This is a genomic window from Corynebacterium pygosceleis (assembly GCF_016595275.2).
Taxonomy (GTDB): domain Bacteria; phylum Actinomycetota; class Actinomycetes; order Mycobacteriales; family Mycobacteriaceae; genus Corynebacterium; species Corynebacterium pygosceleis.
On the sequence record NZ_JAENIQ020000002.1, the window covers coordinates 228,850 to 251,343 of the forward strand.

Below are 22,494 nucleotides of genomic sequence, written 5' to 3' on the forward strand. Positions count from 1 at the left end.
GTCAGTTCCCGCGTCCCCGTATTATTCCGCGCAATCTACCGACGACGTCTCCGAGACGTTTTTCGCCGCCGTGTCCCGTCGGACGGTAGTAGGTGGCCCCCGTCAGCGGATCCGGGAGGTACTGCTGGGCGAGAATCCCCCGGGGATCGTCGTGCGGGTACAGGTAGCCCACCGCGTTCCCCAGCTTCCGGGCGCCCGCGTAGTGTCCGTCCCGCAGGTGCGGGGGCACATGACCCGACTTCCCCTCCCGGACGTCCCGCAGCGCGGCGTCGATCGCGGTGATGACCGCGTTGGACTTCGGTGAGGTCGCGAGATGGATCGTCGCCTGCGCGAGGGCGATCCGCCCCTCCGGAAGGCCGATGAGCGCCACGGTCTGCGCAGCGGCGACCGCGGTCTGGAGCGCACCCGGATCCGCCATACCGATGTCCTCGGAGGCGAGGATGAGCAGGCGTCTCGCGATGAACCGGGGGTCCTCCCCCGCCTCGATCATCCGGGCGAGGTAGTGGAGGGCGGCGTCCACGTCGGACCCGCGTACGGACTTGATGAACGCACTGGTCACGTCGTAGTGCTGGTCACCGTCCCTGTCGTACCGGACGATCGCCCGGTCCACGCTGTCGCGGACCGTCTCCACGGTGATTTCACCACCGTCCGCCACCGCTTCCGCAGCGGCTTCGGTGTAGGTCAGTGCGCGGCGGGCGTCACCTCCGGCGAGCGCCACGAGTTGGTCGACCGCCCCGTCAGCGGCGGTCACACGTCCACCGAGGCCACGCTCATCCGTGAGCGCCCGCCGCACGACCGTGGCCACGTCGGCATCCGAGAGCGGGTTCAACTGGAGGATGAGCGACCGGGAGAGCAGCGGGGCCACGACGGAGAAGGACGGATTCTCGGTGGTCGCGGCGACGAGGAGGACGATCCGGTTCTCCACGGCTCCGAGGAGTGCATCCTGCTGCGTCTTCGAGAACCGGTGGACCTCATCGATGAACAGCACGGTCCGTCGACCGTCGATGAGGTCCCGACGGGCACGGTCGATGACCCCCCGGACCTCCTTGACACCCGAGTTCAACGCAGAGAGTCCGACGAAGTGACGGTCCGTCTCGGTGCTCACCAGTGAGGCGATCGTGGTCTTGCCCGTGCCGGGGGGCCCGTAGAGGATCACCGACGCGGCACCGGACCCGTCGACGAGCCGACGGAGAGGTTTGCCGGGCCCCAGAATATGCTCCTGACCCACCACCTCGTCCAGGTTCCGGGGCCGCATCCTGGCTGCGAGAGGCGCGTGGTCACCCGGGTGGAAGTAACTGGAACCGGTGCCGTTCCCGGCGGCACCACGGTCGTCGTCGCCACCGGGAAACAGCGTGGCCTGTGCCATTGAGGGTGTCTCTTCCTCTCTCAAAGGGTCTGGTTGTTCCTTGGGGTATTCCCGGTCCACCCGGACTGGACACCACCGGCGCCGCTCATCTCCGGGCCAGCTCGTCGAGCCGTTCCACCACGGCGGAGGCGAACCGGTGCACGTCCGCGAAACGCGGATCCTCTCCCCTGTCGGCGTAGTGCGCGAGTGCCGTGAACGTCTCGCGGAGATCGTCCCGGGCGAGTCTGCTGCTCTCCGAGATGTCCCCCAGTACGTCCGCCAGGACGTCGTAGTCCTCGTCGGGATCCCCGATACCGGCGGTTGCGGCGGCCTCGACCTCGGGGGCCGGGATCCCGGGGGACGACGGGGCCCCGGCACGCTCCCCGTACTCGTTGATCACCTGATTCATCGAGCCGTAGTAGAGGTAGCAGACACTCGACATCGCCCACCCCGTCATCGCCGTGACGATGCGCGCCTGCAGACGCGTCTCGTTGGTGACGTTCGGCCACGTGTCCCGGACCTCCTCGACCCACGACTCGACGAGTGCGTCCGCCTCATCGTCGGTGATCGGCCGGGTGAAGAGGAACTGCGGGAAACCGGCGATGACACACGCGATGTCGAACGTGGCGTCCCGGAACCCGGCCCACTCGTAGTCGAGGAACTGGGTGCGGTCGGCGAGGATGATGTTGTCCGGGGACAGATCGAAGGGGGTGAAGGCACGGTGCCTGCCGCTCACCAGCCTCCGTCTGGCGTCGGCGGCGAAATGCCTCACGTTGGCCGGTATCTCGATGCCCGCGGCCTCGAGCAGCTGGAGTCCCCTGTCGATGGAGGCGGGAATACCCTGTTCCCGTGCGTACTGCAGCTCCTCCGTGTCCGGATACGTCCGCAGCATCCTCTTCAGGAGGATGTCGAATCCGGCTTCGCGGTCAGCCGTACCCGCGTGCATCCGACCCAGGGCACGTCCCAGGTTGCGCAGCAGCGGCAGCCGCTTCCCGCCTTCCGCCCCGGCGAGCAGATCGGCGTAGGTCTCGCCGTCCCCGGAATCGGTGATGACCAGGATCCTCCGGTCGATGTCGTGGGCCAGGAGAACCGGTCCCGGACGGACATCCGCAGGCAGTGATGTCGTGAACTGGTAGGACACGACCTCACGGATCAACGCGGCGTCATCGATGCGGTCGCCGGTGGGCGGTGTGTACTTGAGCACGACCGACCGTTGCTGAAGGAACGGTGACTGCGCGACACGGGCCCGGAGCACGATCGCGTTACCCGAGCCTCCGAGGGAGATGACCTCCCCGAGTTTCTGGGTACCACCGAAACGTTCGGACAGCAGCTCCTGGGCCACCGCGACGATCTCTTCGGTCGCGAGCATGGAAAAACTCCTTCATCGGTCATTCGCCGGACGGCGGGTACAGGCCGGGCGTGGAGCGCCCGGAGAACCGTTGACGCGCCCCTTCGTCTCTCCCCCACTGTATCCCGTGGGCATCGCGTGGGTGGAACACGTGAACGGGGGGATCCCCGGACCGGCACCGGGGACCGGCACGGACGCCGACTCACGACACCCGCGGTGAACTGCGCGGACGGCGCGAGACATCCCGGCCACCGGGAAGTGGTCCGGGCGGCGCACGGGTGGGGAGCTACCCCACCGGGACGGTCACCGCCATCGCACCCGATGCCCGTTGGACGGGGCTCCGTCCCCACCCGGGGGGGGAACGGACCCCGGTTCAACTACCGCTCGGTCTGGGATGCCTTCTTCGGCTTCGCGTCGATGCCGGATTCCCTGCGCTGCTCCGGGGTGATCGGTGCGGGGGCGTCGGTGAGCGGATCGACTCCGCCACCGGACTTCGGGAACGCGATGACGTCCCGGATCGAGTCGAACCCACCGAGCAGGCTCATGATCCGGTCCCAGCCGAAGGCGATACCACCGTGCGGAGGGGCACCGAAGGCGAAGGCGTCGAGGAGGAAGCCGAACTTCTCCTGCGCCTCCTCATCCGTGATCCCCATGACCTTGAACACCCGTTCCTGGACGTCCCTGCGGTGGATACGGATCGATCCGCCACCGATCTCGTTGCCGTTGCAGACGATGTCGTACGCGTAGGACAGTGCGGAACCGGGATCCTGGTCGAAGGTGTCGAGGAACTCTGGTTTCGGCGAGGTGAACGCGTGGTGGACGGCGGTCCACTTCGAATGACCGAGGGCGACGTCCCCGGATGCCGTCGCGTCGGCGGACGGCTCGAACATCGGGGCGTCGACGACCCAGGTGAAGGCCCAGTCGCCGTCCTTGATGAGGTCGAGTTTCCGGGCGATCTCCCCGCGTGCGGCGCCGAGCAGCGCGCGGGAGGACTTCGTGTCACCGGCCGCGAAGAAGATGCAGTCACCGGGCTTCGCACCGACGTGCTCGGCGATACCCTCCCGTTCCTTCTCGGTGATGTTCTTGGCGACCGGGCCACCCAGTTCACCGTCTTCACCGACGAGGATGTAGGCCAGGCCCTTGGCACCGCGCTGACGGGCCCAGTCCTGCCATGCGTCGAGCTGACGGCGGGGCTGGTCGGCGCCCCCCTCCATGACGACGGCTCCGACGTACTCGTTCTGGAAGACCCGGAACGTGGTGTCGGAGAAGAACTCGGTGCACTCGGTGATCTCGATGTCGAAACGGAGGTCGGGTTTGTCGGAACCGTAGCGGCGCATCGCCTCCGCGTACGTCATACGCGGGATCGGGGTGGTGATCTCGTAACCGATGAGCTTCCACAGCTCGACGAGGACCTGTTCCGCGAGTTCGATGACGTCGTTCTCGTCGACGAAACTCATCTCGACGTCGAGCTGCGTGAACTCCGGCTGGCGGTCGGCGCGGAAATCCTCGTCCCGGTAACACCGGGCGATCTGGTAGTAGCGTTCGAGGCCCGCGACCATGAGCAGCTGCTTGAACAACTGCGGGGACTGCGGGAGCGCGTAAAAGGTACCCGGCTTGAGACGCGCCGGCACCAGGAAGTCACGGGCGCCCTCGGGCGTGGCCCGGGTCAGGGTCGGTGTCTCGACCTCGGTGAAACCGTTGGCGTCCAGGACACGGCGTGCCGCCTGGTTGGCCGAGGCACGCAGACGCATGGCCTTCGCCTGGCTCGGGCGGCGCAGATCGAGGTAGCGGTAGCGCAGACGCGCCTCCTCGCCGACCTCACCGGAAGTGGCCGAATCCTCGATCTGGAACGGCAGAGGAGCGGATTCATTGAGGATCTCCAGGGAGGTGACGTTGACCTCGATGTCACCGGAGTCGAGGTTCGGGTTCTCGGATCCCTCCGGACGTCCCTCAACGACACCGGTGACCCGGATGCAGAACTCACTGCGCAGGTGGTGCGCCTTCTCGGCGACCTCGGATTCCCGGAAGACCACCTGTGCGACACCGGAACGGTCCCTCAGGTCAATGAAGATCACGCCCCCGTGATCGCGGCGGCGGGCCACCCATCCGGTCAGCGTCACCGTCTGTCCCGCTGATTCCTTACGCAGTTCGCCTGCAAGATGAGTGCGCAACACGTGTCTGGTGTCCTTCCACTAGTAAAGATGTAACTCTGATCGACCTGCGAGTCTACCCTTCGTCCCCGGGACGCCGTCCGGCCGGGCGGTCGATGGCCAGGCCCGCCGCCCACCGATCCTGAAAAAGCACCGGTCCGACCGGCCGCTTTGCGGCACACCGGCGCCGCGGAGGTGTGGCATGATCATCACATGACCTTTCGTGATGATGTGGACCTGAGTTCGTCCCGCGCCCGGCGTTCAGGGGGCGGGATGAAACTCGCCGCAGGTGGCGGTATCGGTACGGTACTCGTCGTCGTGGCCTTCGTTCTCCTCGGTGGGGACCCCTCCCAGTTGAACGAGGTCCTGGGCCAGCAGCAGACCCAGGGTTCACGGGGGGAATCCGACGGAAACGGGACCCTCGACCACTGTCGTACGGGTGCCGACGCGAACCGTTACGCCGACTGCCGGGTGTCCGCCACCGCGGAGTCGCTGGATGGCGTGTGGGGGACCGTTCTCCCGGATCAGGCGGGTATCGAGTACTCCCGACCGGGCCTCGTGATCTTCGACAGCTCGACCCGGTCGGGGTGTGGTGTCGCTTCGGCCGCGACCGGCCCCTTCTACTGCCCCATCGACCAGACCGCGTACTTCGACGTCAGCTTCTTCGACCAGATCGTCCAGCTCGGCGGTGAGAACGCACCACTGGCACAGGAGTACATCGTCGCCCACGAGGTCGGCCATCATCTCCAGAATCTCGAGGGCACACTCGGGTTGAGCGACTACAAGAATCCGGGAGCGGACTCCAACGCCGTGAAGATCGAGCTCCAGGCCGACTGCTACGCCGGGGTCTGGGCCCATTACGCCGACGACGGCGAGGATGCGCTCCTCGAACCCATCACGGACGAGCAGGTCAGAGATGCCGTGCAGACCGCCCGCGCGGTGGGGGACGACAACATCCAGAAGCGGAGCCAGGGCGAGGTCCGCCCCGACGCGTTCACGCACGGGACCTCCGAGCAACGTGAACGGGCGTTCCTCGCCGGCTACCGATCCGGTTCGATGGGTGCCTGCGACACCCTCGACCGTGGCGGATACCGGATGTAGCCCGTCCACGCGTCAGAACCTGTGCTGTTGACCACGGACGTTCCACTACCTAGAGTTACCTAGCGGCCAGCTCACCGACAAGACAGGTTGCATCACGCATGAGCACCTCCACCCGCCCGCCCGTACCTGCACGGTTGAGTTTCCTCGACAGATGGCTGCCGGTGTGGATCATGGCCGCCATGGTCCTCGGTATCCTCCTCGGCCGTTTCATCCCCGCACTCGGGCGGCTCCTCGATTCCTGGACGGTCGGCGGGATCTCCGTCCCCATTGGTCTCGGACTGCTGGTGATGATGTACCCGCCGCTCGCGAAGGTCCGCTACGACAAGACCGCGGAGATCGCGACGAACCGTCGGTTGATGGCACTGACCGTCGCACTCAACTGGATACTCGGCCCGGCGCTGATGTTCGCCCTCGCGTGGATTCTCCTTCCCGACCTGCCCGAGTACCGGACCGGTCTGGTCATCATCGGCCTCGCCCGCTGTATCGCCATGGTCCTGATCTGGAATGACCTCGCCTGCGGGGACCGGGAGACCGCCGCTGTGCTGGTCGCCATCAACTCGGTGTTCCAGGTGGTGATGTTCTCTGTCCTGGGATGGTTCTATCTCCAGGTGCTCCCCTCCTGGATCGGTCTCGAGACGACGAGTGCGGAGTTCTCCTTCACCGCGATCCTCATGTCGGTCCTCGTGTTCCTCGGCGTCCCTCTCCTCGCGGGTTTTCTGTCGAGGATCCTCGGTGAGAGGGCGCGGTCACGCCACTGGTACGAGACGACCTTCCTCCCCCGAATCTCCCCGTTGGCTCTGGGAGGACTCCTCTACACCATCGTCGTGCTGTTCAGCCTCCAGGGTGGACAGCTGACGTCGAATCCGTGGGCGGTCGTCCGGATCTCGATTCCTCTGGTCCTGTACTTCTTCATCATGTTCGTTCTCGCGACGCTGGTGTCCCGGGCGGCCGGCTTCGGGTATGCCACCTCCACCACGATCGCGTTCACTGCCGCGGGGAACAACTTCGAGTTGGCCATCGCCGTGGCCATCGGGACATTCGGTGCGGTCTCCGGTCAGGCGCTGGCAGGAACCATCGGCCCGCTCATCGAGGTTCCGGTGCTGCTGGCACTCGTGTATGTGGCGATGTGGTGGGCTCCGCGACTGTTCCCCGGTGATCCCTCCGTGCCCGGCCGGGCCCGCGTCCGGTGACCGCCCGCGTGAACGGGGAGACTCCCGTGAATCGGGACCGACACCCCGTCGTCCTCTACGTCTGCGCCCGGAACGCGGGCAAATCCCAGATGGCCGAGGCCGTCACCCGTCACTACGCCGGATCCCGGGTCGAGGTCCATTCGGCGGGCACCGAACCCTCCGGTCGGATCAACAGGCTCTCGGCGGCCGCCGTCGCGGAGATCGGCGCATCCATGGAGGGGGCGGTGTCCGGGGCCATTGACCCGGCGGTGCTCCTGCGGGCGGACCGGATCATCGTCCTCGGTACCGAGGCCACGGTGGATGCGGTACCCGGCATGCGGTGCCGGCCCGAGACCTGGGTGACCGATGAACCGTCGCACCGGGGTATCGGGGGGCTGGAACGCATGCGCCTGGTCCGGGACGACATAGCGGCGCGGGTCCGGATACTTCTGGAGGACCTCGGTGTCCCCGCCACCGATGACCGTCGCGACCCCTAGTCCCCACCACCGTCCCCCGTGGTTTCCTCCGGTTCCGTGGATCCGTCCAGGCCCAGTCTCCGACGTTCCGCAGCGATGATCTGCCGTGCGAGCTCCGGTTCAGAGATGTCGACCGCGTCGGGCACCCCGGCGGCGTCGGAGGTACGCGCGAACGAGTCGAACACGGTACGTTTCCCGGCGAGAATCTCCAGCATCCGTTCATCGACGGTGTCCGCCCCGATCAGTCTGTGGACGTGGACCGTACCGGTCTGACCCATGCGGTGGGCCCGTGCGACGGCCTGATCCTCCTGGGTCGGTTTCACCTGCGGCTCAGCGAGCACGACAACGGACGCCGCCTGAATGTTCAGGCCCTGTCCACCGGCGTGGATCTGGGCGAGCAGGACACTTCCTCCCGGCGCACGGCTGAAGGAGTCGACGAGTTCCTGTCTGCCTTCGGGTGACACGGAACCGTCTATCACACCGACCACCCGATCATCGAGGGCACCGGCGATGGCGTCGAGGACGTCGAGGAAGAAACTGAACACGAGGACACGCCTGCCCGCGGTGTCCGCGTCTCCGACGATCTCCGCGAGTCGGTCGAGCTTCGCCGATCGCCCACCGGGGGTGAGCCACGCGGCCCGACGCATGTCCATCCACGAACCGGCGGCGACACTGCGCCGGTAGTGGTTCTCGTCGGCGTCGCTGAGTGCAACCCACTCCATCTCATCGACACGTTCCGGCAGCTGATCCAGGACCTGTTCCACATTTCGGCGGAGATACACCGGGGCGATGTGCTTCCGGAAGGTCTCCGCGTCCAGTTCAGCCATGCCGCGCGTGACCAGATCGGGCCGCACGACACGAACAAGATTCACGAACTCGTCGACACGGTTCTCCAACGGTGTCCCCGTCAACAGCATGACGGTGTCCGACTCCGCGGCCAGGGCGGTGCACGCGATGGTTCTCTTCGCACGCGGGTTCTTGATCATGTGGGCTTCGTCGACGACGAGGACATCCGGAGACCCCAGAGCGAGGTTCCGCGCCCCGTCATAGGTGCACACCAGCACCCCTCCCCTGTCCCGCCACGCCGTGGCCATCACGTCCTTGTCCGGGCCGTGGGCGACGAAGACCTCCAGTTCACAGAACGTCGCGAGCTCACGTGACCAGTTCACCACCACGGATGCCGGACACACCACGACGGTGTGTCCCACGCTGCCGTCGGCCTCCGTCTTCTCCTCCGCGTGGTGCGCGGCGACGGCGATCGCCTGCACCGTCTTCCCGAGCCCCATCTCGTCACCGAGAATGATCCGCCGCTGGACGACAGCGAATCTCGCACCGTAGGACTGGTAGCCACGGAGATGCAGTTCCCGCAGCAGGCCACGTTTCAACCGGAGTTCCCGGATCCGCTCGATCAGGGCGGTGTCCAGCAGTTCCGGTTCTTCTCCGGTGACGGTGTCGAGGCGGAGCAGATCGGCGAGCAGTGCCTGGTAGTGGGCGGGTCTGGCGAGGTAGTCCTCCCACGCCGCAGGTCCCGGGTCCGTGACGGAGGTGGGGAGGAGCAGCGCCGGTCCCGCCTCCGCCCACCTGAGATCGTCCAGGAGCAGTTCACGCGCGCCCGTTCCCCGGACGATGAGATCGTACGAACCACCCGGAGGCCCGTCGGGGAGGGCACGGAAGAGGTCGATGAGTCGGTCACGACGTGCACGTTCCGCCTCATCGAGTACATCCACCCGTTCATAACGTGCGAGTATCCGGGTCAGCGCGACCGCTTCCCGGCACGGCTCATCCCCGATGTGCGGCGTCCGCTGCGCGATGGCCTCGGACTCGAGCGTGCGGGCCGCCGCCCGCATCCGCTGTGCCGTCTGGGTGCCGATACCGTTCACCGACGTGAGCCGGTCGACGGGGGTGTCGAGCACGTCCGCGACGCTGGTGACACCGATGCCGGGCAGGCCCGTGAACCTGAGTCTGTCATCGGTCACCCGTTTGAGCGCGTCGAGGGGAAGCCGCTCCATCAGCTGTCTCGCGCGGCGACGTCCCAGAGCCTCGAGTTCCTTCTCCGCCTCACCCCGCAGGGCCGGCTCGGAATCGGGGTGACGGAGCACCCGCTCAACGGCGGCTCTCGCCCCCGCGAACGCAGCGGCGTCGATCCGGTCGAAGTCGATCGTGCCCGGGTCTCCGCCGGATCCGCGCCGGACCGCCGCCTGCGCCGCTTCGACGAGGTACGGGGGTGGGCCCTCCGGCCCGGTGGTCAGCCGGACACCCGAACGCCGTTGCAGTTCCCCGGCACGCCGCGCCACGTCGAGAGCCTCCCGTACCGTGGTCACGGTCCATCCGGTGGTGGTGTCGGCCAACAGGAGGAGAAGATCGGTGGCGGCTGATTCGGCGGTCGGATCCACCCGCCCCAGTCCGAACATCCGCCCCAGTATCCCGGAACCCGCCCGCGCGGCGGGTTCCCGTAGTCCGTCCACCCGAACGACGACAGACACCAGGTCGCGGACGTGTCTCTCGAAATCCGGGTGATGGTGCCGGACCGCGGCCCGGGTGTAGAGGTCGGCGGGCCACTCCCACCGGTGCGGCGGGAGAATGTCGACGCCGCCGTCGGCGGCGTCGACGTGCACGGCCCCGGTGGTGTCCACGACAGGGGCCGCACCGTTGACGACGTCGAGGAGACGGACGGCACGGCCGGCGAGGGACCTGATCTCATCTGCGTCGCGGAGCAGACCACGTAATCGGATACGATCCATGTCCAACATCCTGCCCGTTCACCACGACGTCGGAAAGTCGGCACGCGGATCAATTGGACAGAACTGGAAGTGGAGACTATCACTTTAGGTGAAGGCTGATTGACCCGAAGCCGATCCACCGTCCCCCACAGCTGGAGAATCCGTTGCGCGCCGATGCACTCGAACGCCGGAACAGAATCATCGACACCGCCTGTGAACTGTTCCGCCTCAACCCTGAGACGGTGCCACTCGAGATCATCGCGGAAAAGGCCGATGTCGGCATCGCCACCCTGTACCGGAACTTCCCGGACCGGGGGTCCCTCCTCCACGCCTGCGGTGCCCGCCTCTTCGTCCGGGCGATCGAACTCCAGCACTCCGTCCTGGAGAACTTCGACGACGATCCCGGGGGGCAGTGGCTGCGTTACGTCGACTCTCTCGTCGACATGGGACTCGGATCACTGGTGGCGGCCTTCGCCCCGGACGATCTGACACTCCTTCCCCCGGATGTCATGGATCTCCGTCAACGTACCTCGAAACTCGGGGACACCATCCTGGCGGAAGCGAAGCGGCACGGTCTCGTCGAGGCGTCCATCCGGCACGACACGTTCATCATCGGTCTGCTGACGGTCTCACGCCCCCCGGTACCAGGGGTCCTCTCCCTGGAACCGAACATCACCGCCAACCTCGTCGAGATCTTCCTCTCCGGGCTGCGCAACGGGACGCTCCGTCCGTTGCGGTACTGAGCCTCCGGATCACCAGAACCAGGCGTGGGGGCGTCCTTCGGAATCCCGGCAGTCGAACAGGATGTTCCCCTTCTCCACGCAACTCAGCACCGTACCGTCCCCGGTTCCGACCGACCGCGGCGCGGTGAAGTGGACGTTGGTGGTGGCGTCCTCGGACCCGAACGCGTCCGACATGACCGCCTGCGCGGTCGCACAGCCGTCCTGTTCCGGTGCCGCGATGTAGTGCACCCCGTAGAACCCACCCGCCGCACAGATGACCGCCGGCTGCCCGAGCACCTCCACCTGATCCCCCGGGTACAGGGGATCGGCCGGCATCTCCGCAGCGAGGGCACGGTCGTAGTCGTCGCCTCCCCACCGTTTGGCCTCCGGATCCGGCGGGACGATGGACGCGACGGTACGTTCCCGTGGCGTGGTCCCCCCGACGGATGTTTCACCGTCGGGATCGTCCGGGGTCTGCCCTCCCGTGTCGAACGCCGGGGAGCTGCCGCCCGATTCCTCCGTCGGTACCCCGGACGTTGACGGCGACGGTGGCGTGGACGGCGACGACTGCCGCTGGGCGGCGGGGCCGCCGTCACCGGCCGTCTCCGTACTCTCCCGTCCGCAGCCCGTCCCGAGAATGGCGGTGGCGACCACCACGGCGACCACCCGGGTCCCACGATTCGCGATCATCGTTCAAACTCCTCACGCACGTTCGGCACCGGGATGACCGGCAGGATCGATCCCGCCGATTCTACAGCCCCGACCGTCGGCACCGTGAGCGGAAGGACAGCACGGCGGCTACAGTGGAGGTCGTGTCCGATTCCTCCGCACCAGTCCCCGCCCCGTCATCCACGGCGGCGACGGCGTCGTCTCCCGCGACGCGGTTCCTGACGGCGTTCAACCAGATCGAGGGATTTCTCCGGGAGGAGCTCGACGCCCGCAGGTCCGACTCCTTCACCTGGATGGTCCGCCAACTCGCGAAACGCGGTCGGCTGACGCGGTCCCAGTCCGACGCACTCCACGCGTTCGCGGATCTCCGCAACGCGATCAGCCACGGTGAGTACCGGGACGGACGCCCCATCGCGGATCCCCGCCCCGACGTCGTCGCGGAGATCAGCCGGCTACGCGACGTTCTCCTTGCCGCACCGACGGTGGTCGGTGTCCTCAGCCAGGAGAAAATCATCCGGTTCTCCCCCGCTACCACCGTGAACGAGGTTCTCTCCGCAATACGGGAGAACGGCTACGCCCAGTTCCCCGTCTATGACGACCACGGGTACCACGGTCTGCTCACGACACGGTGCGTGGCCCGGTGGCTGGCCCACGATCTCGCGGACAACGGTGCCCTCGATGCGGGCACCGTCGGGGACATCCTCCGGTTCACGGACCATGTTGACCGCGCTGTCCTGGCCGCACGGTCGACGACGGTGCCCGAGATCCTGGAGATTCTGGGGACACGGGATGCCGGGGGAAAACTGCCGGAGGCGGTGATCGTCACCGAACACGGGCGACGCGACCAGCTCCCGATCCTCATCGTGGTCGCCTCCGACATCCCCGCACTCCTCGGTGCGGTGGAATTCTGATCCTCCGCCATCCGGCGCTCGGGTGCGGGGAAAGGGGGCTCAGATGCTGAGTCGACCCTGGAGATGTACCACCAGGTCCTCGATCGGGACATCAATCTGCTCATGGGCGGCGAGATCCTTCACCGCCACGGTCCCCGATTCCAGCTCACGGTCACCGAGCACGAGGGCGAAGCGGGCCCCGGCCCGGTCGGCCCCCTTCATCGCACCTTTCAGACCGCGTTCACCGAAGGACATGTCGGCGCTGATCCCCGCGACCCGGAGACGGTCCACCTCAACAGCCATGCGTCTGCGGGCCGCCTCTCCCATCGCCACGCCGTAGACGGCCACGCGCGCCCCGTCACACACGGTCAGTTCCTCCGCACGCAAGGCCAGGAGCGCCCGATCGACGCCGAGCCCGAACCCGATACCGGACAGTTCCTGACCACCGAGCTGGGCCATCAGACCGTCGTATCTGCCGCCCCCTCCGATACCGGACTGTGCACCGAGTCCGTCGTGGACGAACTCGAAGCAGGTTCGCGTGTAGTAGTCGAGGCCCCGGACCAGTCGCGGCGCGGGAGTGTAGGCGACGCCCATGTCATCGAGCAGCCCGGTGACGGTCTCGAAGTGTCCGCGGCAGTCGGCGCAGAGGTGGTCCGGCATGAGTGGTGCGTCGGCGGTCATCTCCTTCACCTCCGCCCGTTTGTCGTCGAGCACGCGGAGAGGATTGATCCGCGCCCGTTCGCGGGTCGCCTCATCCAGCGGAAGTCCGAGGAGGAAATCCTGGAGTTTCGCCCGGTACGCCGGCCGACAGGCACCGTCCCCGAGGCTCGTCATCTCGAGACGGAACCCGGTCAGACCGATGGAACGGAAGCACCTGTCCGCCAGGGCGACCGTCTCCGCGTCGAGCACGGGATCATCAGCCCCGATCGCCTCAACGCCGACCTGCTGGAGTTGGCGGTACCGTCCGGCCTGGGGCCGTTCATAACGGAAGAAAGGGCCCGCGTAGGACAGCTTGACGGGCAGCTGCCCCCGGTCGAGATTGTGTTCGATCACCGCACGCATGACTCCGGCGGTCCCCTCGGGGCGCAGGGTGACGGATCGCCCGCCCCGGTCCTCGAAGGTGTACATCTCCTTGCTGACGACATCGGTGGATTCTCCGACGCCACGTGCGAACAGTCCCGTTTCCTCGAACACCGGCAACTCGATGTGCTCGTAGCCCGCGAGCCGGGTCTGCCGGGTGAACGCCTCACGCACGGCGAGGAATTCGGGGGACACCGGTGGAACATAGTCCGGGACACCCTTGGGGGCGGAAAAAGGCTGGAATTTCGGGGATTCGCTCACGGTTCCAGAGTATAGAGGATGACTTTCCACCCCCGTGCGCCGGCCGACGGCCGCCCACCGCCCCACCGGAGCCGCAGTCTGGACATCCGTCAGTTCCGACCCAGAGCAAGCAGAAACGGGTTCGACCGGCGCTCCGCCCGCATCGTGGTCACCGGGCCGTGCCCGGGCAGAACCTGGAGGCGGTCGTCCAGGGCGAGAACCTCATTCCGGAGTGTCCGGTCCATCGCACGCGGATCCGACGCGGGCAGGTCGGTTCTCCCGACCGCCCCCCGGAACAGAACGTCCCCGGAGACACAGATCCCGGCACCGACCAGCAGCACGCTGCCGGGTGAATGCCCCGGTGCGTGCCGGACCGTGAAATCCGTTCCCGCCAGGCGTACGCACGCACCGTGGGTGAGTTCACCGACCTCCGCCGGACGCGGCATCCGATCGGCGGTGAACAGTTGGACGGACGCCGCGGACACACCGGTGGAGGGATCGTCCAGCATCATCCGGTCATCCGGGTGAATGTGGACGGGGACACCGAAGCGGTTCGCGAGTGTCCCGGAGTCCCGGGTGTGGTCGATGTGACCGTGGGTGAGCACGACCGATTCGAGGGTGAGGTCGCGCTCGTCGAGAATCTCCACGACACGTCGCGCGGCGTGCATCCCGGGATCGATGACGACGCAGCGGCCGTCGCCGACGAGCAACCACGTGTTGGTCTGGTAGGGGCCAGCGGCGAAACCGAGAATCTCCATGGAGTCATCCTAACGACCTTCGTCGGACGGGCCACCGGAACCCGGGAATACGGTGGCGGGAAGCACCCGGGCTAGTATGGGCGGGAAAGTTCACGACCACCGGACATCCGTATCCGCGGTGCCGGCCCACCCGATCCGACCAGGGGACAATAACGTTGACCAGTAACAGAACCCGCCGAACCGAAGCGATGAAGAAGCTGGAGCATGAGCTGAAGAGCCGGGACCGCTCCGAGAAGACGAAGCCGCTGACTGTCGCCGTGGCCGCCCTCGCGGTCATCGCACTGATCGTGGGTGGCATCTGGTTCCTGAGCACGCAGACAGGCTCCGGGGACGAAACCCTGGACGCCTCCGGGGAGACGGCGCAGACCGAGTCCGCGGACGCGGAGGCCCGCACACTCGACGGTGAACGCGCCACCCCCCTGGGCGACACCGTCTCCTGCACCTATGACGCCGAGGGACAGACCGCCGCGCGGGAGGTCGACACACCGACGCACACGACCGAGGTCGCGGCCACCGGCACCGTTGATCTGACGTTGAACACGAACCAGGGACCGATCCCGATGACCCTGGATCGTTCGGTCTCCCCCTGTACCGTCAACGCCATCGAGCACCTCGCCTACTACAAGTACTACGACGACACGATCTGCCACCGGCTGACCACGTCCGGCATCCACGTCCTCCAGTGCGGCGATCCGACCGGCACAGGTACCGGCGGCCCCGGCTTCGTCTTCCCGAACGAGTACCCGACGGACGACACCGACGATCCGAACGCCGCGGTCGTCTACCCGCGGGGCTCCATCGCCATGGCGAACTCCGGCCCCGGGACGAACGGTTCCCAGTTTTTCCTGAACTATGAGGATTCCACGCTGCCGGCCCAGTACACCTACTTCGGCACCGTGGACGAACAGGGGCTGGAAACCCTCGACAAGATCGCCGCAGCCGGCGTCGACGGAGACGGTGTCGACGGTGCCCCGGCGGAAGAGGTCCGGATCGAGACCGCTGAACTCGGGTGAGACCGGATGACCGGCTCCGGTCGATGATCTGAGCCGGAGGAAAGACGCGGTTCCCCGACCGCGCAGGAGGCCCCGGAGCGCTCGTGCTCTCCGGGGCCTCCTGCGCGACCACCCCCGGTTCCCGCACCCCATCCCACCCGCAGTCAACCCTCAGCACTTGATAAGCCCTACAACCGGCCAGGAAGATCCTGAACCGAACCTATGTTGCCGCACGGTTGTGGCGACTTTTCCTTATGCCGCGTTAGGCTGTATCTCAGTCCGAACGCTTGTCAACGTTGAATAAGGAACACTCATGAAGCTGCTGTCCCGCAAGTCCCTCGTCTCCGTCGCCACCGTCGTCGCGATCTCCACCTCAGGCCTCGCCGCCCCCGCTGTCGCGGAGGAGGCGACCACGACCGCCGCCACGACCACCACCGCCACCGAGGACAACGGCGACACCGGAACGCCGGAGAAGGACAGCTCCTCCGAGGGGTCCTCCACCGAGGGTTCCTCCGAGGGTTCCTCCGACGACACCAAGACCTGCATGAAGAACGGCAAGGAGAAGCCGTGCTCCACGATCGACTACTACGTCTCCAAGATCAGCGGCTGGGTCAAGATGCTCACCACCGTGGCATCGCTGTTCACCGCACTCTTCGCGATCAGCAACGCGATCCAGAAGGTCACCAAGATCGCCGGCTAGTTCATCACCGGCAGCATCCGGAGTCCACGGATGTACCCCACTGAAAGGTGGTCACCTGATCGGGTGACCACCTTTCTTCTGCCGTGTCATTCCACCGTCGCCCCGGCGCCCGGTCGACGTGTTCCACCGGCCGGACACGGTGGTGTGCGCGGGTTTGCGGATTTTTGGCGCCGGTTGAGCTATCATGATCGCCAGGTACACTACCCCCTTCACATGACAAGGATTCTCATGAAGCTGATCTCCCGCAAGGCGCTCGTCGCAGCTGCGACCACCGTTGCACTGTCCACCTCCGCGCTCACCGCCCCCGCTTTCGCGGACGACGACACCACCACGTCCCCGGAGAGCTCCGTCTCGACCCTGACCGACGGCAGCTCCGAGGGCAGCTCCGATTCCGACGGCTCCTCCGTCGGTTCCTCCAGCGAGCCGATGACCTACACCGACGAGAACGGCAAGGAGAAGACGACCACGAAGCTCGACTACTACGTCAAGAAGATCGGCTCCTGGGTCAAGATGCTGACCACCGTCGCCTCGCTGTTCACCGCGATCTACTCCATCAGCAACGCAATCCAGAAGCTCGCCCCGAAGGCGTAACGCGTACTGATATCCATGAAGGAGCGGCCCCCGGTTCCCCGGGGGCCGCTCCTTCTTCGTCGTGTGACCTCCCCGTGTAACACCGCGGTCCGCGCCGATGATGTAGTGTGCGGGTCAGGTGTTGACAGTTATTCAACCGAAACACTCACGACTGTCTGTCGTGACTGATCCGTGTCTGATAGTGGCAACCGTTCATCCATTCCGTTCTGAGGATCCCCATCATCATGAAGCTCTTCTCCCGTTCCACCGTCATCGCCGCCGCCACCACCGCCGCTCTCGCGGCGTCGTCGCTCACCGCTCCGGCGTGGGCCGACGAGAAGGCGCCGGCATCCACCGAGATCTCCGGAAGCACCGCCACGGGGTCGAGCGAAGCGGGCTCCGGTAAGACCGGTGACGACTCCGCCACGACCGAAGGCGATGACTCCGACACGGAGGACAAGGACACCACGACGAAGGATTCAGATCCCGTCGCGACCGCCGTCGAGGGGTCCTCGGACAATCCGCTGTCGTCGGGCATCGGTTCCAGCGAGGAGACCGTCTACAAGAACCTCGACGGTGAAGAGGTCACCGGACCGAAGATCGCCATGGTCCTGACGAAGCTTATGCGGCTGGTGAAGGCCGTCGTCGGTATCGTTAGCCTCGTCTCCGCTGCGGCGTCGCTCGCTGAGATCGCGAAGAAGTACATGCCGCGCTAGGACGCACCCCTCCTCCCCGGAGGCGGTCGCAGCCTGCGACGCCCGGCCCCTTTTCCCGGGGCCGGGCGTTTTCTCCTTTGTCCGGACGGGACCGGTTGCGACGGTCGTCAGTCCGTGGACACCCGGTAGACGTCGAAGACTCCCTCGGTGTTCCTCAGCTGTGTCATCAACGAGCCGAGTTGCTTGGTGTCCGAGACCTCGAAGGTGAAACGGCACACCGCGACATGGTCTTCGGCCGAATAGGAGTTCATGGCGGTCACGGCGACCCGTTGCTCGTTGATGACCCGTGTCAGTTCGAACAGCAGTCCGTGCCGGTCCAGTGCCTCCAGCTGGAGCGTCGCCGCGAACACGCTGCCGGATTCCTCGGACGCCCAGGAGACCGCGATCAGGCGTCCCGGTTCCTGGTGGAGTTTCGTGGAATTGGTGCAGTCGGTGCGGTGCACGCTCACTCCTCCACCCCGGGTGACGAACCCGAAGATCGCGTCCCCGGGGACCGGGCCACAGCACTTGGACAGCTTCGCCATCACGTCGGGGCTTCCCTCGACGAGGATCCCGGTACCGTCGCCCGGTGCGTGACTGCGCGAACTGACGAGCTCACTGAACGGTGTACGTGCGGCGAGGGCGTCCTCCGCCTCATCCGTGGTCCCGAAGTTCGCCATGAGCCGCGACGTCACGTGCTTGGCGGAGACTGATCCGGCACCGATCGCCGTGTAGAGCGCGTCCACGTCGGGATAGTGAAGTTCCGTCGCGACGGTCTTCATCGACTGGGAGGTGAACAACCGGTGCATGGGGAGCCCGCCCCGTTGAACCTCGGCCGCGAGGGCGTCGCGCCCCAGCTCGAGTGATTCCTCTCGGCGTTCCTTCGCGAACCACTGCCTGATCTTCGCCTTGGCACGCGGCGAGACGACGAACTTCTGCCAGTCCGCACTCGGTCCGGCACCGGGGTCCTTGGAGGTGAACACCTCGACACGGTCACCGGATTTCAGGGCGGATTCGAGAGCGACGAGTTTTCCGTTGACCTTCGCCCCGATGCACCGGTGCCCGACCTCGGTGTGCACGGCATAGGCGAAGTCGACGGGTGTGGCGTCGACGGGGAGGTTGACCACGTCCCCTTTGGGGGTGAACACGAAGATCTGTGTGGCCTGGAGGTCGTACCGCAGGGAATCGAGGAACTCGTTGGGGTCAGCGGCCTCCTTCTGCCAGTCGAGCAGCTGCCGCATCCACGCCATCTGGTCGACCTCCGACTGTTCACCGGAGTGCGATCCCTTGGTTTCCTTGTACCGCCAGTGCGCGGCGATACCGAACTCCGCGTTGTAGTGCATCTCATGGGTGCGAACCTGCACCTCGAGAGCCTTGCCACCGGGCCCCATCACGGTCGTGTGGAGGGACTGGTACACGCCGAATCTCGGCGCGGAGATGTAGTCCTTGAACCGACCGGGCAGTGCCGAGTACAGGGAGTGGACCGCACCGATGGCGGCGTAGCAGTCATTGAGATTGTCGACGAGGATCCGGATTCCGACGAGATCAAAGATCTCGTCGAAGTCGCGACCGCGGACGATCATCTTCTGGTAGATCGACCAGTAGTGTTTCGGTCGGCCCATCACGCTCGCGGTGATGGAGTTCTCCTGCATCGTCGACTGGACGTCCGCGATGATCTCCGCGAGGTAGCGGTCCCGGGACGGGGCCCGGTCGGCGACGAGCCGGACGATCTCGTCGTACTTCTTCGGGTAGAGGATCGCGAAGGACAGGTCCTCCAGTTCCCATTTGATCGTCGCCATACCCAGGCGGTGCGCCAGCGGTGCGATGACCTCGAGGGTCTGCCGGGCCTTCTTCGCCTGCTTCTCCGGAGGCAGGAAACGCATGGTCCGCATGTTGTGCAGCCGGTCCGCGACCTTGATGACCAGGACCCGGGGATCCTGACTCATGGCGACGATCATCTTCCGGATGGTCTCCGCCTCGGCCGCGGCGCCGAGTGCGACCTTGTCCAGCTTGGTCACACCGTCGACGAGACGGGCGACCTCCTCCCCGAATTCCGCGGTGAGGTCCCCGAGACTGTAGTCGGTGTCCTCGACGGTGTCGTGCAGGAGAGCTGCCACCAGGGTCGTCGTATCCATGCCGATCTCAGCGGCGATCGTCGCGACAGCCAGGGGGTGGGTGATGTACGGGTCACCGGATTTCCGGTAGACGCCCTCGTGGAGACGCTCGGCGGTCCGGTAGGCGTGCTGGAGCAGATCGACGTCCGCTCTCGGGTGGATTCGACGGTGGATGCTCACCAGGGGGTCGAGAACCGGGTCGACCCTCGTCCGGGTGCCGGTGAGACTCCGGGCCAACCTGGCGGACATGCTCCGCATGTTGACCTGCTGCCTGCTGTTTCGGTTCTGGTTCATCACCGTTCACCGTCAACCGGCTGATTGACCACGACGAGCGGGCCGTCACCGAGCCGGTCACGCCCGCCCAGACCGGGCACCTCGAGTACGACGGCGTGGCCGGCGACGGTCGCCCCGCAGCTCTCCAGCAGTTTCCGCGCAGCCACGAGGGTTCCGCCGGTGGCCAGGACATCATCGACGAGAACGACGCGGATCCCCTCGAGATCCGTCCCCGTCCCCGCGGGCACCTCCAGCGCGGCGGTGCCGTACTCGAGCTGGTATTCCTCGGTGTGCACGGGTGGCGGAAGCTTGCCCTTCTTCCGGATCGCGAGAATGCCGAGTCCCAGGCGGTACGCGACGGCGGAACCGAGGAGGAATCCCCGTGCGTCGAGCCCACCGATCAACTGCGCACCGAATCGCTCTGCGGCGTCAGCGAGTTCATCGACCACCAGCTGGAAAGCCTCGGCGTCCGCGAGGACCGGAGTGAGATCCTCGAACAGGATGCCCTCCTCCGGGAAATCCTTCACGTAACGGATCTTCGCCGCGAGTGCTTCGCGCGCGTTGTCGTAGGTCATTGTCCCTCACTCTCCTGCCACCGGTCCATGTTCCACCCGATCCCGGAATTACCGGTATTCACCACAACGTTACCCACGTTGCGGTCCACCACAAACGTACGGGGTTCCGCAGCCAGAGGAATCGTCGGAATGTCCTGCCACAGGCGCTCTTCCGCGGCCCTGAAGCCCTCGAGGTCATCGGTGGTCACGTTCACCGATCCGTACTCCCCTTCCGGCCCGAGTGCGACGAGCAGCGCATCGAGGTTTCCGTCACTGATCGTGGGGTTCCACCATTCGTCATGGGTGGCGGTGACGAGATCTCCGAGGGTGGTACCTTCCGCGCTCGCGTCGACGACGGTGATCCCCGCCGGTTCACAGGAGACCCGGATCGCCTCGACCATCGCGGCGAACCTCGGGTCCGGTCCGAGATACCCGATTCGCACCGTCGACCCGGACAGCAGCCGCGCCCGTGGCAGATCCACACCGAGGTGGGCGTCGGCGACCGGGCGATCGTGGTTCGTGGCTGGACTCCCGGCAGGTGAAAGCCGCACCGCCATCGCCGGGACCGGTTGCCCGGCGAGCTGCGATGAGGCGGCGGCGACGGCGGGCTGATCGACACACGCCGCGAACGCCGCGCGGCTTTCCGGGGTGGAGAGCACGCCGCCGTCACCGATCACCAGTTGCTCGATCCGCACACCCGTGGCGTACTCGATCTCCTCGGTGTTCCCCGGTTCATCCCGGTGGACCCAGTCCACCGGGGTCCCCCCGGTGAAATCGGCGATGATCGCCGACACCTCGTCCCTTCGTGACCCGATGTCGGTCCCCTTCGGCCACACCACCACTGCATCCGCTTCCGCGGGATCACCGTTGAACCGGTCGTTGCGGCGCAGCAGGACGGTTCCGTCGTCATCGACCCGGTCGATGGTGAAGGGGCCCGAGGAGACCTGGAGGGCGGGATCGAAGTTGTCGAGATTGAAGCCGGTGTTCCAGATCTCCGCCACCGGCCGGAGCGTCTCGACGTCCTCGGCGACGAGTGCGGTGACGAGTTCCTCCTCGGTCACACCCGCCTTCGCGGCGATGGCGTGTGCCGGCAGAACGGTTCCGGGTCCGAAGAACTGGCGCCATCTCGCTCCCATCCCCTCGTTGAATATGAGGGTGAACTCCCGTGCCCCGGCCGCGCACTCGAGGTTCTTGACCTGTGCGGTGAGCGGCAGGAATGCGTCGAAGAGCCCGGGTAGGGTACCGGCTTTGTAGGAGAGCAGGAAGTCCGTGCAGGTGACCGGGGCACCGTCGGAGTACGTCGCCTCGGGGTTGATGGTGTAGACCACCCTCGGCTCCGGTCCCGGAAGCGTCTGGGCGGTGACCAGGTCCCGGTTGGGGATCTGCTGCCCCGAGGGGCCGTGGACGAATGCCGGTGGGTAGAGCCGCCCGGCGAGGGTGTCCGCACTCGTCGACGCACCGAGCAGGCCGGCGGCGTTCGTGGTGGCGAGAGGCGACGAGGTGGCGAGGGTGAGACGTGCGGGTTCCGGCGGCGGTGACGGTTCCTCCGGCCCACCGGAGCCGGACGTGCATGCCGCACCGGAGAGGATCACTGCGGACAACACCGCACACAGTCGGGCGGTGCGGGGCACACTTCTACCCGTTGTTCGGGCCAGCACGTCGGCCATTGAGGGCTATCCTTGTCGGTCGGCGAGGAAGTCCGCGCGTCGGACGCGGGTGGCGTCCGACGCGCACTTCCTTTTTTCTCGGATCACCGGCTCGGAAACCGGGTGGACGCTCCACGTGGAACTCACCACAGTATAGGCAATGGCAGTTCCGTTTCCCGCATCCCGGCAGCAGGGTCTCCGGTGGTGGTGGTCTCGGTCGACGGCCCGAAAAAAGGGGCCGGCACCCGGACACGTCAGATGTCGGGTGGCCGACCCCGGAGG

At 66.4% G+C, this 22,494-nt stretch carries 19 protein-coding genes; 9 read left to right on the forward strand and 10 right to left on the reverse strand.

All coding sequences use genetic code 11. The annotated features are described in order from the left end of the window. Position 1: 1 nt before the first annotated feature. From JIM94_RS04315 to aspS, 3 genes are all read right to left on the reverse strand, one after another. A complete protein-coding gene (locus JIM94_RS04315; protein ID WP_200255058.1) occupies positions 2 to 1,366 on the reverse strand; it encodes a replication-associated recombination protein A in 1,365 nt (454 codons plus the stop codon). 85 nt (positions 1,367 to 1,451) lie between these two features. Then, positions 1,452 to 2,714 carry a phosphotransferase family protein gene (locus JIM94_RS04320; protein ID WP_200255060.1) on the reverse strand — a complete coding sequence of 421 codons (1,263 nt, stop codon included), beginning with the start codon at positions 2,712 to 2,714 and terminating at the stop codon, positions 1,452 to 1,454. A gap of 356 nt (positions 2,715 to 3,070) precedes the next feature. Further along, positions 3,071 to 4,867, reverse strand: a complete 1,797-nt coding sequence (gene aspS / locus JIM94_RS04325; protein WP_200255062.1) for an aspartate--tRNA ligase — start codon at positions 4,865 to 4,867, stop codon at positions 3,071 to 3,073. A 189-nt stretch (positions 4,868 to 5,056) separates the two neighbouring features. On the opposite strand from aspS, the gene ypfJ reads away from it, so the two are divergent. The 3 genes from ypfJ to JIM94_RS04340 all read left to right on the forward strand — a co-directional run bounded on the left by ypfJ (position 5,057) and on the right by JIM94_RS04340 (position 7,610). After that, positions 5,057 to 5,944: a KPN_02809 family neutral zinc metallopeptidase gene (gene ypfJ, locus JIM94_RS04330; protein ID WP_200255064.1), complete on the forward strand. Its 888-nt coding sequence runs from the start codon at positions 5,057 to 5,059 to the stop codon at positions 5,942 to 5,944. Between the two features lie 98 nt (positions 5,945 to 6,042). Continuing rightward, positions 6,043 to 7,134 carry an ACR3 family arsenite efflux transporter gene (gene arsB / locus JIM94_RS04335; protein ID WP_200255066.1) on the forward strand — a complete coding sequence of 364 codons (1,092 nt, stop codon included), beginning with the start codon at positions 6,043 to 6,045 and terminating at the stop codon, positions 7,132 to 7,134. A 26-nt stretch (positions 7,135 to 7,160) separates the two neighbouring features. Then, positions 7,161 to 7,610: an arsenate-mycothiol transferase ArsC gene (locus JIM94_RS04340; RefSeq protein WP_267173032.1), complete on the forward strand. Its 450-nt coding sequence runs from the start codon at positions 7,161 to 7,163 to the stop codon at positions 7,608 to 7,610. Here JIM94_RS04340 and JIM94_RS04345 read toward each other — a convergent pair. Beyond that, positions 7,607 to 10,330, reverse strand: a complete 2,724-nt coding sequence (locus JIM94_RS04345) for a DEAD/DEAH box helicase (protein ID WP_200255068.1) — start codon at positions 10,328 to 10,330, stop codon at positions 7,607 to 7,609. The genes JIM94_RS04340 and JIM94_RS04345 overlap by 4 nt on opposite strands. 143 nt (positions 10,331 to 10,473) lie before the next feature. Here JIM94_RS04345 and JIM94_RS04350 point away from each other — a divergent pair, with 143 nt between their 5' ends. Beyond that, positions 10,474 to 11,052, forward strand: coding sequence for a TetR/AcrR family transcriptional regulator (locus JIM94_RS04350; RefSeq protein WP_200255070.1), 579 nt, complete (start codon positions 10,474 to 10,476; stop codon positions 11,050 to 11,052). Between the two features lie 9 nt (positions 11,053 to 11,061). Here the strand turns inward: JIM94_RS04350 and JIM94_RS04355 are convergent, their stop codons facing one another. Then, positions 11,062 to 11,721: a hypothetical protein gene (locus JIM94_RS04355; protein ID WP_200255072.1), complete on the reverse strand. Its 660-nt coding sequence runs from the start codon at positions 11,719 to 11,721 to the stop codon at positions 11,062 to 11,064. 122 nt (positions 11,722 to 11,843) lie between these two features. On the opposite strand from JIM94_RS04355, the gene JIM94_RS04360 reads away from it, so the two are divergent. Continuing rightward, positions 11,844 to 12,611 (forward strand): CBS domain-containing protein, encoded by a 768-nt coding sequence (locus tag JIM94_RS04360; RefSeq protein ID WP_200255074.1) that lies wholly within the window; start codon positions 11,844 to 11,846, stop codon positions 12,609 to 12,611. Positions 12,612 to 12,650: 39 nt separating this feature from the next. Here JIM94_RS04360 and hisS read toward each other — a convergent pair whose 3' ends face one another. Further along, a complete protein-coding gene (gene hisS / locus JIM94_RS04365) occupies positions 12,651 to 13,931 on the reverse strand; it encodes a histidine--tRNA ligase (RefSeq protein ID WP_200255076.1) in 1,281 nt (426 codons plus the stop codon). Between the two features lie 89 nt (positions 13,932 to 14,020). Then, a complete protein-coding gene (locus JIM94_RS04370; protein ID WP_200255078.1) occupies positions 14,021 to 14,668 on the reverse strand; it encodes an MBL fold metallo-hydrolase in 648 nt (215 codons plus the stop codon). Positions 14,669 to 14,823: 155 nt separating this feature from the next. Between JIM94_RS04370 and JIM94_RS04375 the strand changes: the two genes are divergently transcribed. From JIM94_RS04375 to JIM94_RS04390, 4 genes are all read left to right on the forward strand, one after another. Beyond that, complete coding sequence (locus JIM94_RS04375) at positions 14,824 to 15,681, forward strand: peptidylprolyl isomerase (protein WP_234040011.1); 858 nt, start codon at positions 14,824 to 14,826, stop codon at positions 15,679 to 15,681. Between the two features lie 292 nt (positions 15,682 to 15,973). Beyond that, positions 15,974 to 16,360, forward strand: coding sequence for a hypothetical protein (locus JIM94_RS04380; protein ID WP_200255080.1), 387 nt, complete (start codon positions 15,974 to 15,976; stop codon positions 16,358 to 16,360). Positions 16,361 to 16,573: 213 nt separating this feature from the next. After that, on the forward strand, positions 16,574 to 16,951 hold the full coding sequence (locus JIM94_RS04385) for a hypothetical protein (RefSeq protein WP_200255082.1): 378 nt from the start codon (positions 16,574 to 16,576) through the stop codon (positions 16,949 to 16,951). A 224-nt stretch (positions 16,952 to 17,175) separates the two neighbouring features. Beyond that, positions 17,176 to 17,646, forward strand: coding sequence for a hypothetical protein (locus JIM94_RS04390; RefSeq protein WP_200255084.1), 471 nt, complete (start codon positions 17,176 to 17,178; stop codon positions 17,644 to 17,646). A 107-nt stretch (positions 17,647 to 17,753) separates the two neighbouring features. Here JIM94_RS04390 and JIM94_RS04395 read toward each other — a convergent pair whose 3' ends face one another. The 3 genes from JIM94_RS04395 to JIM94_RS04405 are packed head-to-tail and all read right to left on the reverse strand — an operon-like array spanning position 17,754 to position 22,233. Beyond that, the gene (locus JIM94_RS04395; RefSeq protein ID WP_200255086.1) at positions 17,754 to 20,033 is read right to left on the reverse strand and encodes a RelA/SpoT family protein; all 2,280 of its coding nucleotides are present in this window, start codon (positions 20,031 to 20,033) and stop codon (positions 17,754 to 17,756) included. Next, the gene (locus JIM94_RS04400; RefSeq protein ID WP_200255088.1) at positions 20,033 to 20,587 is read right to left on the reverse strand and encodes an adenine phosphoribosyltransferase; all 555 of its coding nucleotides are present in this window, start codon (positions 20,585 to 20,587) and stop codon (positions 20,033 to 20,035) included. Before JIM94_RS04400 ends, JIM94_RS04395 begins: the two co-directional genes overlap by 1 nt. Further along, positions 20,584 to 22,233 carry an ABC transporter substrate-binding protein gene (locus JIM94_RS04405; protein ID WP_200255090.1) on the reverse strand — a complete coding sequence of 550 codons (1,650 nt, stop codon included), beginning with the start codon at positions 22,231 to 22,233 and terminating at the stop codon, positions 20,584 to 20,586. Before JIM94_RS04405 ends, JIM94_RS04400 begins: the two co-directional genes overlap by 4 nt. Positions 22,234 to 22,494: the final 261 nt, after the last annotated feature.